The organism is Acetobacterium wieringae (assembly GCF_023700225.1).
Lineage (GTDB): Bacteria > Bacillota > Clostridia > Eubacteriales > Eubacteriaceae > Acetobacterium > Acetobacterium wieringae.
In genome coordinates this window covers 328940-340778 of record NZ_CP097897.1, presented here as the reverse complement: position 1 = coordinate 340778, position 11839 = coordinate 328940, and the positions used below count along the sequence as shown (strand labels likewise).

Below are 11839 nucleotides of genomic sequence, written 5' to 3'. Positions count from 1 at the left end.
AGCTCATGACGTTTCTTAAATGCTTCAGCCGCTTTTTATTTGTCCAGGGAAGAAAGAATAATATTATCAACCTTTCAGCTCAGATGTCCTACCGAACCCTGTCGGCATTTGTTCCTTTTTTGATGCTGCTCTACAGTTTCATCAACTGGCTTTCCGCCAGTGTCAACGAAACCCTGATTTTTGCCTTTTCAAAAATACTACCACAATCGATAATGAATTATGTTAATCTGGCCATGGAGAATGCCAACACCATTTCGTTTTCATTGGGTACCAATCTGATCCTGGGATTTTTCATTTTATATGTTTCCGTTTCAGCCATGCATTCCCTGATCACTTCTTTAAATCGGATCTTTGGCCAAAAAGAAACCCGGGGCACTGTTGCGCTCTGGATCCAATCGATTCTATATCTGTTTTTATTTCTGCTGATTATCTTTTTCACGGTTTTTTTCTATCTATTCGGTGAAAAACTGCTTTCTTTTATTTTTCATGCTCTGAATTTGTCGCAATTTTTCGCAGTTTTTATTGTTCTCTTTACGCTGCTTTATCTGCTCATTGTGCCGACCCTGATCTTTACACTGATTTATATGTATGCCCCCAAAAACCATCTTGGTTTTTGGGAAGCCCTGCCAGGTGGCGCTTTTGTCAGCATCAGTTGGTTTATCATTCTTTTGCTCTATGCCCTGTTTGCCGATACCGTCCTTGATTTCAACAGTTTTTTCTTTAATCTCCAAGGACCCTTCTCCTTGTTTTTTGTTGTCTACCTGATCTGTTTCAGCCTTACCTTAGGCGGCGTTGTGAATCTTTACGGAACAAAACAGTCATTATTTTGTGAAACGGAGGCCGCCAAATGATCAAACGGATCATGAATTTAAAACTTGTGAAACTGATCAACTTCATCCGGGAGGATTTCGAAAAAACCGATTTTTCAGGAATCTGCACGCAAATGTCATTTTACCTGTTGTTAGCTTTTTTCCCTCTCCTGCTTTTTCTGATTTCATTTATCGGAAATTTTATCAAACCCTTCGAAACCTATCTCTATGAAATTTTAAAAACATTTTTGCCAGAGCTTTCCTATGAATATGTAACTGGTTTACTAGACAGCCTGATCAGTCAGGTTTCCGGTTCCCAGTACAGTCTGATTCTTCTGGCTTTCTTCTTTTCATCCCTGGCCACCCGAGCAGTCATGATCGGGATCAATCAAACCTATGGCCGGGAAGAAACTCGAAACCTCAGAGAAATCTGGCTCTATTCGTTTCTGTTTACGATTCTTTTCACGCTGGCCATTTTATTGATTGCGGTGGCCTATATTTTCAGTGCGGACGTCGGTGCTGTTATTTTTGAGAAAATTGGGTTATATACTTATTATTATCCGGTTCTGAGTTTTTTTGCGGTTGCTTTTTCCTGGATCGTTTCAACCTTTATTTTTAATATGATCTATGTCATGGCCCCCGCTCAGCCCTTGAAAATTAAAAATGGTCTTCCCGGAGCCCTATTTGCCACGCTGGGACTTAATATCGCTTTTCGTATTTTTACCTTATTTATTAATCATTCAACCAAATACAGTACGCTCTATGGCAGTCTGGGCGGACTTTTTGCCCTGATGGTGGCCATCTACTTTATTTGTGTCATTTTGAATCTGGGGGGGAAAATCAATTTGTACTGGTCCTTATATCAAAACAATGAATTGTCTTTCCCTTTTTAGCCATGACTTTGGGTATGCGACTGTCAAAAAGATTTTATTTGTTTAAAAAGATACCCGATCAATACTAGGACTTGTGATAAAATAACAGGTGTTTAATTCACCCGATTCCAACCACTAACGAAAGGACACACATACCATGAAAAAAACCGATGCCCATGCAGATTCAGCCATTAACCGGCGTTTTCTCAGTTACCGCTATTTTGGTGCCCACCTGAATGAAAAAGGGGTCACTTTTCGGGTTTGGGCCCCCCAAGCTCAGAGTGTTTCGGTTGTTGGCGATTTTAACCACTGGAACATCACTGAGCATCTCATGAAACCTGTTTCCGGCGCCCATGGAATTTGGGAACTGTTTATTCCGGAGCTTTCGCAAGGTCTGCTTTATAAATATGCAGTTCGCCAAAAAGATGGTGAACTGGCCTATAAAGCTGATCCTTACGGCTTCTGTAGTGAGGTTAAACCCAAAACCGCCTCGATTATCTGGGAACTCGACGGTTATACTTGGCAGGATGACGCCTGGTGCCAAAAAAGAATGCAAACCAATTGGCTCAAAATGCCGATCAATATTTACGAAGCCCATCTGGGCAGCTGGAAACGCAGTGACACCGGCGACTATCTGACCTACCATGAGCTGGCCGAACAGCTGGTTCCCTATCTGGTAGAAATGCATTATACCCATATTGAGTTGATGCCAATTATGGAACATCCCTTTGATGGTTCATGGGGTTATCAACTGACCGGTTATTATGCTGCGACCAGCCGCTATGGCGATCCCCAGGGACTGATGCACTTCATTGATAGCTGCCACCAGGCTGGCATCGGGGTCATTCTGGATTGGGTGCCCGGTCACTTCTGCAAAGATGATCAAGGCCTGCGGCATTTTGACGGTACCTGTCAATACGAATTTTCCGAACACCAGCAATGGGGAACGATGGTCTTTGATTACGGCAAACCGGAAGTCCTCGATTTTCTCATCTCCAATGCCTATTTCTGGTTTGACCGTTATCATGTCGATGGACTGCGCATCGATGGCGTTGCCAGCATGATTGAATTAAACCACGGCCTTGATGGCGAACCTTACCGCAATGCTCAGGGCGGCACGGATCGCCTGGAAGCCCTGTCCTTTCTCCGGGAACTGAACACCATAATTTTTAGGGATTTTCCCTTTGCCATCATGTCGGCCGAAGACTCCACTGCCTATCCGATGGTCACCTGGCCAGTGGATAAAGGTGGCCTGGGCTTCAATTTGAAATGGGACATGGGCTGGATGCATGATACCCTGGATTATATGAAAACTGATCCAATGTTTCGGAATCGCTTCCATAATCTGTTGACCTTTTCGATGGCCTATGCTTTTAATGAAAACTTCATCCTCCCCCTTTCTCACGATGAAGTGGTTCACAGCAAACGAACCATCCTTGATAAAATGTTTGGGGATTACAATCAAAAGTTCGACCAGTTTCGCCTCCTCTTCGGTTATTTAATAACCCATCCAGGCAAAAAACTGTCCTTTATGGGGAACGAGTTTGCCCCCTTCCTGGAATGGCGAGTGGATGAATCCCTGGAATGGTTCCTCCTGGATTATCCCAAACACCGGGAAGTTCATACCTACATCAAAGAGCTCAATAAGTTTTATCGCAAAGAAAAAGCCCTCTGGACTGATGACCACAGTTGGGAAGGCTTTGAGTGGTTGGAACCCAACAACAGCGAACAAAGCATTCTTATTTTTAAACGAATGGGTGCCGAGGACAAAGATACACTGATCACCATTATCAACTTCTGTCCGCTAAGCTATACCGATTATCAAATTGGCGTTCCGACTGGCAGTAATTATCGACTGGCCTTTAATTCCGATGACAGCAACTATGGCGGGACTGGTTTTAAAGTGAAAAAAAACGTGAAGGCCCAGCCTATCCCGCTTCATGGTCAGGATTATTCGGTTTCCATCAATATCCCCCCCTCCGCCATGGTCGTTTTAAAAGCGGTTGTCCCCCGGACAAGCGCCAAAAACAAACCGGTACCGAATAAAAAAACAAAAACTAAAAAATAAAGACACTCTTTATTGAAAGGAACAACCATGAATTCTTCAGAACGAGAAAAAATAAAAGCCGCTTATAAGGCCACCTTTACCAAGAAAATCGAAGAAGTTTCGGGAAATTGTCTGGCTGAAGCGTCCCTACTTAAACAATACCAGGCCCTGGCTGAAATGGTAATGGAAAGCATCACCTCGCAATGGGCTAAAACCAACTCCCTCTATAACAAAAATGAATCCAAGCAAGTTTACTTTTTTTCCATCGAATTTTTGATTGGACGCCTGATGAAGTCCTATCTCAGTAATTTAGGCGTGGAAGACCTGGTTCAGGAGTGCTCTGTGGAAATGGGGCTGGATTATGAAGCCATTCTTGCCCAGGAGTCTGACCCCGGGTTGGGCAATGGCGGTCTGGGACGATTAATGGCCTGCTATCTGGATTCTTCTTCAGCCATGGGAATGCCTGCTCACGGTAATGGCATCCGTTATAAATACGGGCTGTTTGAACAACGTATTATCAATGGCGAACAGATTGAAGTGGCCGATAACTGGCTTAAAAACGGTTATCCCTTTGAAATCCGCAATCCCGATAAGTCGGTGATTGTTAAATACTACGGCCAGATTCATTCCGAAAACATCAATGGCAATCTGACCTTTGTCCACGAAAACTACGAACCGATTATGGCTGTTCCCTATGATGTTCCGATTAAGGGCTACCGCAATGAAACGGTTAATTCGCTGCGATTGTGGAGCGCTGAGTCGCTGGAAGCCTTTGACCTCCCCTGCTTTAATCAGGGCCATTTTTTAAATGCCGTCCGACACAAATCGGAAGCCGAAGCGATCAGCCAGATCCTCTATCCCAATGACAATGGCTTTGACGGCAAACTACTGCGTCTCAAACAGGAATACTTTTTTGTCTGCGCCGGAATCAAGCGAATTGTTGTGGATTTCAAACGTTCCAATAATAATTCGATGGATGGCTTCAGCGATAAAATTTGTATTCACATTAATGATACCCACCCGGCACTATGCGGCCCCGAACTAATGCGGGTACTAATGGATGAAGAAGGCCTGGGTTGGGATGACTCCTGGAAAACCACCGTCGCCGCCTTGAGCTTCACCAACCACACCGTCCTACCGGAAGCTCTTGAAAAATGGCCGGTGGATATGATGAAGGATCTACTGCCGCGGATTTATATGATCATAGAAGAAATCAACCGCCGCTTTCTGCTGGAGCTGGATAGCGAATTCCCCTACGATCTGGAGCGTAACCACAGCCTTTCCATTATTCGGGATAACTATGTTCATATGGCCAGTCTGGCGATCGTATCGAGTCATTCGGTAAATGGTGTGGCCGCCCTGCACAGTAAAATCCTCCGGGAAGAAACCTTCAACGGTTATTACCAGGTTTTTCCCAACCGGTTCTACTCGGTCACCAATGGCGTCTCACCCCGACGCTTTCTAATGAACAGCAATCCGGAACTGAAAACGCTGATTACTGAATCGATTGGCTCAGCCTGGGAACATAACCTCTTCCATCTGAAGAAACTGCTCAACTATATAAGCGATCCGGTTTTTTATGAAAAGTTTGAGGATGTCAAATTGGCTAATAAGATCCGGCTGGCCAATTATATGACCAGCCACAACAATGTCAACGTCGATCCCCACTCAATTTTTGACATCCAGGTTAAGCGAATTCATGAATATAAGCGACAATTGTTAAACACCCTCCATGTCCTCTATCTGTATAATCGACTCAAGGAAAACCCCAACCTGGAAATGGCCCCCCGAACCTTTATCTTTGCCGGCAAAGCGGCCCCCGGCTATTACTATGCCAAAGAAGTGATAAAACTGATCACCGCCATTGCCGAGCTGGTCAATGCCGATCCGACGCTCCATGACAAATTGAAGGTCGTATTCCTGGCCAACTTCAATGTTTCCCTGGCCGAGATCATCTATCCGGCGGCCAATATTTCCGAACAGATTTCAACAGCTGGCAAAGAAGCCTCCGGCACCGGAAATATGAAATTTATGATGAATGGCGCCATCACGCTGGGTACGATGGATGGCGCCAATATCGAAATTCTTGAAGCCGTTGGTCCCAGTAATATTGTCACCTTTGGTCTGTCTGCCGATGAGGTACATCACTATCAAAAGTACGGCGGTTATCGCTCCATCGACATCTTTGAACAGGATCCCCGGATTCAGCAGGTTCTGCACCAACTGATTGACGGCACCCTGGGACATGGGCTCAGCTTCCAGGCGATCTATGATTCACTGCTGTTGTACAACGATGGCTACTTTGTTCTAAAAGATTTCAGTGCCTACGCCGATGCCCAAAATCAGGTCGATCACCTCTTCCGCAATCCGACCATTTGGACTAAAATGTCTATCAGCAACGTAGCAAATTCCGGGATTTTCTCAAGCGATCGTTCAATTGCCGACTATCAACGAGAAATCTGGAAAATCATTTAAGGAGGTATCACTTTGAATACTGAATGTGTCGCAATGCTCCTGGCGGGCGGTCAAGGCAGCCGCCTCGGCTCACTGACTTTTAATAACGCCAAACCTGCTGTTTTATTCGGCGGAAAATATCGAATTATTGATTTTCCGCTTAGCAACTGTATGAATTCGGATATCGATGTGGTCGGTGTTTTGACCCAGTACCGCCCCTATATCCTCAATAATTATATTGGTGATGGCTCAGCCTGGGCCCTGGATCAGGTTCAGGGTGGCGTCCACATCCTGCCCCCCTATATGGGGCAGAAAGGGGGCCGTTGGTATTCAGGAACCGCCGATGCCATTTATCAAAATCTGGATTTTATTGACCGCTTCGATCCCGAATATGTGCTGATTCTGTCCGGTGATCATATTTACAAGATGGACTATTCCAAGATGCTGGCCTTTCACAAACAGAAAGAAGCCGACCTGACCATTGCCGTGATGGACGTTCCCTGGGAAGATGCTCACCGCTTCGGTATTGTCAACACCGATGAGGATCATTGCATTAAGGAGTTTCAGGAAAAACCAGAACGTCCTAAAAGTAACAAAGCCTCCATGGGCATCTATATTTTTACCTGGAAAGAATTAAAAAAAGCGCTGCTTGACGATGCCGGAAACCGGGAATCGGAGCACGACTTTGGCCATAACGTAATTCCCATGCTCCACGAAAGTGGCAAACAGATTTTTGCCTACCCTTACTCCGGTTACTGGCGGGATGTGGGCACCGTCCAAAGCTATTATGATGCCAATATGGATCTTTTGGATTGCAACTGCGATTTTGATCTCAGCGATCGTAATTTTCGGATCTTCTCCAATAACACCAGTCGCCATCCCCAATTTATTGGCCCTCAAGCCAAGATCAGCAACAGTCTGATCTGTGATGGATGCATTATTTTTGGAAAAGTTGAGAACTCCATTTTGTCCCATGATGTGGTGATTCATAAAAAAACCAGCTTGAAAAATGTCATTGTGCATACCGGAGCCATCATTGAGGATGGTGCCATTTTAGAGAATTGCATCGTTGGGGCCCGGGCTAGAATTAAAGGCGATGCCCGCTATATTACGGACCCCACCGAACCCGCTCCGGAAATACATGTCATCAATAACTGAAAGGATTGAGAACAAATGAAAAATGTTGCTGGACTTATCTTAAATGTCGATGGCGAGGATGACTCCCTAAAGGATTTTCTTTCCCATCGCAGCCTGAGCACCTTGCCTTTCGGCGGACGTTATCGCCTCATTGACTTTACCCTTTCCAATATGGTCAATTCCGGTTTATCCCATATTGGCGTCATCGGCTCCCATAAATACAGTTCCCTGGTGGATCATCTGGGAACCGGCAAGGAGTGGTCTCTGAGCCGAAAAACTCAGGATCTCTCGATTCTTTCGGGATCAAATAACTACCATATCGGACGTCTGATTAAGGTTAATCTCCGTAATCTTCAAAATAACCGGGGCTTTCTGGATGCCACTGGGGCCAAGCATGTGCTGATTGCCACACCCAACCTGGTCACTACCTTTGATTTCAAAAACGCTTATGATATCCATATAAAAAATGACAGTGACATTACCCTGATTTTTAAGAAAGACGATCCTCTTTATCATCTTAAGGATAATGATCTCTATCTGGAATTTACAAAAAATCGAGTCAGCGGTCTTCATTATAAGCGGGAACGCACGACTGGCCATTTTTTTACGGAAATGTTTTTTATCAAAAAATCAATTCTGATGGAGTTGCTGGATCTTAGTGAACGCACGGGTGACTGGGATTTAATTGATATGATCAAATACAATATTGACACCCTGCAAGTCTTTGGTGCTCAGCATACCGGTTATATCAAACGGGTGAACTGTCTGGAAAACTATATGAAAACCAGTATGGATCTGCTGGAATATGAGATCATGCAGGAGCTTTTCCTGGGCAAAAATTCCATCCATACCAAGATCAAAGATAACCACCCTACCCTTTATGAAGATCCGGCCCAGGTATCCAATTCGATTGTGGGCAGCGGCTGCATCATTGAAGGAAACATTACTCACAGCATTATCTTCCGGGATACCAAAATGAATGCTGGTTCACATATCCAAAATAGTATCATCATGCAACGATGCGAAATCGGGAGAAATGTTAATTTGAATTATGTGGTTATGGATAAGGACAGCAGAATCAGCGATCACACCACCTTAGTTGGCAAACCCCATGCGCCCATTGTTTTAAAGAAAGGCACGGTAATTTAAATGTTAAACGTCCTATTTGTCACTTCAGAAGCTTACCCTTTTTCAAAAAGTGGTGGCTTGGGAGATGTGCTGGGCGCTCTGCCAAAATCATTTCCTGACGATGTTAAAACCCAGGTAATCCTGCCATATTACAGCACCATTCCCGAAGAACTGCGTCAAAAAATAAAGCCCCTCAAACACTTTCAGATGTGGATGTCCGACACCCTACACTATTGCGGGCTTTTGACTGCTGAGCACGAGGGCGTGACCTTTTATTTTATCGATAATGAAGCCTTTTTCAAGCGACCCTCGCTTTACGGTTATTATGACGACGGTGAACGATTCAGCTTTTTTTGCCGAGCGGTGCTGGACTCCCTACCACTGCTTGATTTTACTCCGGATATAGTTCACTGCAATGACTGGCAGACTGCTGCTGTGGCCTACCTGCTCAAACATCAGTACCGCCGGGCTTTTCCCGATACAAAGGTGGTTTTTACGATTCATAATATCCGTTATCAGGGTGTTTACGGCTTTCATGATATCAGCCCCTATCTCCACCTGGGCTTCTTACCCTCAGATTTGGAGTTTTATGGAAAAATCAATCTGATGAAGGGGGCGCTGTACGCCGCCGATCTGATCACCACCGTCAGTCCTACCTATGCTGCTGAACTGAAAGACCCTTATTATGGTGAAGGACTGGATGGCGTGATTCGTCACCTCGACCAGCAGGTTGTCGGGATTCTCAATGGCATTGACGAATCCATTTACGATTCCAAGACCGATCCGGCTTTATTTGTTCCCTATGATAACCCGGAAAAAAAGAAAGTGGAAAACAAGAAAGCCCTACAGGAGTATTTCGATCTGCCCGTCCGGGGGGATGTCCCAATGGTCTCAATGATCACCCGGCTGGTTGAACAAAAAGGACTGGATCTGGTATCTAACGTTATTCATGAAATTTTGCAGCTGGATCTCCAGCTGGTGATTCTGGGAACTGGTGATGCCATTTATGAAAATTTGTTCCGTAGCATCGCCTACAACTACCCTGATAAAATGGTCACCATCATTGATTTTGATGAAGCGCTGTCCCGTAAAATCTATGCCGCCAGTGATTTCTTCCTGATGCCCTCCAAATTTGAGCCCTGCGGACTCTCCCAGATGATTGCCATGCGTTATGGCGCTGTCCCCATCGTTCGTGAAACTGGCGGCCTTAAAGATACCGTCACCTATTTTAACGCCAAGACAAAGAAAGGTAATGGTTTCAGCTTTGCAACCTACAACGCCCACGACATGCTTTTTACCATTCAACATGCCGTATCCCTATATCATAATTCTCCCGCAGCTTATAAAAAACTGGTAAAAAATGCCTATAACACCCATTTTGACTGGAAACAATCAGCTGATATTTATCTTTCATATTATAATAAATTAATGGAGTGATAAGATTATGAAATTTCGTCATCATTCATGGGAACTGGCCTTTCGATCGCCCTTTGGCGCACTGCCAATTGGCAATGCCGTCACACTGCGGGTTTATGCCACTGAAATTGAAAAATTAAAACTGCGAACCTTTTTTGATAACCAGGAAGTAACCCACCCGATGATCAAATCCCGGGATATCAATTATTGGGAGATCACTCTGGATATGCCCACAATTCCCGGCATCTTCTGGTATGACTTCAGCTTTGAATCCCGGGGCCGAGCCTATGCCTATGGCACCCAACACGATCACTTGGGGGGTGAAGGGCGGATTTATGAAACAAAACCGCCGTCTTTTCAAATTACGGTTTATGACCCGCAGCGACAGTCTCCAGCCTGGTATACCCAAGGTATCATGTACCAGATTTTTCCGGATCGTTTCCATCGAGGTGCCGACTTTGATCTGAACAATTTCCATCGGGATGCGATTCTCCATCCCAATTGGAGCGATACCCCCCACTATTTCCGGGAAAAAGACGGTGGTATCAAATACTGGGATTTTTTGGCGGCACCCTGGAAGGGATCACCGAAAAACTGGACTATCTGCAAAGCTTGAACATCACCATTTTGTATTTGAATCCTATTTTTAAATCCCGTAGTAATCACCGTTATGACACTGGTGATTATATGACCATTGATCCCGCTTTAGGCACCCAGGAAAGCTTTGAAAGGCTGGCTTCCGAGTGTCAAAAACGGGGTATCGCCATCATTCTGGATGGGGTTTTCAGCCATACCGGTGATGACAGCCTATACTTCAATCGTTATGGGAATTATCCTGGGGTTGGTGCCTATCAATCAAAAGAATCTGATTACTATCCCTGGTATATCTTTTCTGATTATCCCGATACCTACTCATGCTGGTGGGGCGTTGATGCGATGCCAAATACTGACGAAATGCATCCCAATTTTCAGGCCTTTATCTATAAGAACAAGGATAGTGTGATCCGTCACTGGATGACTGCCGGCGCTTCTGGTTGGCGGTTGGATGTGGCTGATGAACTGCCGGATCCGTTTATCAAGGGTCTCAAAGCTGCCATGCTGGAGGAAAACCCTGACAGCATTCTGATTGGTGAAGTCTGGGAGGATGCCTCCCGCAAAGTCGCTTATGATGAGCTGCGCACCTATTTTTCCGGTTATGAATTGGATGCTGTCATGAACTATCCATTCCGGGAGACCTTTATCGACTTCGTCCTTGGGGATAAAAGCTCCGGACTCGCCGCCCGGATTATGATGTCCCTCTATGAACACTATCCCCGGGATCAATTTATGGGGAATATGAACCTGATTGGTAGCCATGACCGACGACGAATCCTTAACGTCCTCGGCGAAGCCTATAAATTTTTAGGAAACCATTGCCATAAAACCTATCGTCTGGACGATACCCAGTATGCTTTGGCCGTAAAACGCTTAAAACTACTCAGTTTGATCCAATTTACCTTTCCGGGGGTTCCCTGTTTGTATTATGGAGATGAAGCCGGGGTTCAAGGCTTTGAAGATCCCTATAACCGACGTACCTACCCCTGGGGGAATGAGGACCCCGATCTCCTCGCTTGGTATCGAATGATCACCAAGCTGCGAACCGAACATTCGGTCTTTCAAAACGGCACCTGGAAACCCTATGAGGCCAGTGACGATCTTTTCGTTTTTGAACGACGGAATGAAGATGCCCTCTGTTTTTGCCTATTTAACCGCAACACGCGAGCCGTTCACTTGTTCAAACACCCGGATTTTGCTGGCTGCGAAGGTTTAGACCTGATTTCCGGCGAGGCCGTTGCATTGAACCCCATCGTCCTCCAGCCACTTTCATCTGTCATTGTAATGGTCACACCCCACTCCTGTCAGCTCATATAAACAAAAAAGATTGCGGGTAGCCGTAATCTTTTTTTGTTTTTTTCTGATGATAAAGGGTATTAAAA

Annotated in this window: 9 protein-coding genes; all 9 read left to right on the top strand. The window is 45.1% G+C overall.

All coding sequences use genetic code 11. The features are described from left to right. Positions 1-5: 5 nt before the first annotated feature. The 9 genes from CHL1_RS01610 to CHL1_RS01570 all read left to right on the top strand — a co-directional run bounded on the left by CHL1_RS01610 (position 6) and on the right by CHL1_RS01570 (position 11774). Positions 6-851: a YihY/virulence factor BrkB family protein gene (locus tag CHL1_RS01610; RefSeq protein WP_250934446.1), complete on the top strand. Its 846-nt coding sequence runs from the start codon at positions 6-8 to the stop codon at positions 849-851. Next, positions 848-1702 carry a YihY/virulence factor BrkB family protein gene (locus CHL1_RS01605; protein ID WP_250934445.1) on the top strand — a complete coding sequence of 285 codons (855 nt, stop codon included), beginning with the start codon at positions 848-850 and terminating at the stop codon, positions 1700-1702. The genes CHL1_RS01610 and CHL1_RS01605 overlap by 4 nt, the downstream gene beginning before the upstream one ends. A 136-nt stretch (positions 1703-1838) precedes the next feature. After that, positions 1839-3749: a 1,4-alpha-glucan branching protein GlgB gene (glgB, locus tag CHL1_RS01600; protein ID WP_250934444.1), complete on the top strand. Its 1911-nt coding sequence runs from the start codon at positions 1839-1841 to the stop codon at positions 3747-3749. A gap of 27 nt (positions 3750-3776) precedes the next feature. Beyond that, on the top strand, positions 3777-6203 hold the full coding sequence (locus CHL1_RS01595) for a glycogen/starch/alpha-glucan phosphorylase (RefSeq protein WP_250934443.1): 2427 nt from the start codon (positions 3777-3779) through the stop codon (positions 6201-6203). A gap of 12 nt (positions 6204-6215) precedes the next feature. Then, positions 6216-7340, top strand: a complete 1125-nt coding sequence (locus CHL1_RS01590) for a glucose-1-phosphate adenylyltransferase (protein ID WP_276520467.1) — start codon at positions 6216-6218, stop codon at positions 7338-7340. Positions 7341-7355: 15 nt separating this feature from the next. Further along, positions 7356-8468 carry a glucose-1-phosphate adenylyltransferase subunit GlgD gene (gene glgD / locus CHL1_RS01585; RefSeq protein WP_250934442.1) on the top strand — a complete coding sequence of 371 codons (1113 nt, stop codon included), beginning with the start codon at positions 7356-7358 and terminating at the stop codon, positions 8466-8468. Continuing rightward, positions 8469-9884 carry a glycogen synthase GlgA gene (gene glgA, locus CHL1_RS01580; RefSeq protein WP_070369676.1) on the top strand — a complete coding sequence of 472 codons (1416 nt, stop codon included), beginning with the start codon at positions 8469-8471 and terminating at the stop codon, positions 9882-9884. It abuts the gene before it with no gap. Positions 9885-9891: 7 nt separating this feature from the next. Next, on the top strand, positions 9892-10479 hold the full coding sequence (locus CHL1_RS01575; protein ID WP_250934441.1) for a hypothetical protein: 588 nt from the start codon (positions 9892-9894) through the stop codon (positions 10477-10479). Further along, positions 10365-11774 carry a glycoside hydrolase family 13 protein gene (locus tag CHL1_RS01570; RefSeq protein ID WP_250934440.1) on the top strand — a complete coding sequence of 470 codons (1410 nt, stop codon included), beginning with the start codon at positions 10365-10367 and terminating at the stop codon, positions 11772-11774. Before CHL1_RS01575 ends, CHL1_RS01570 begins: the two co-directional genes overlap by 115 nt. Positions 11775-11839: the final 65 nt, after the last annotated feature.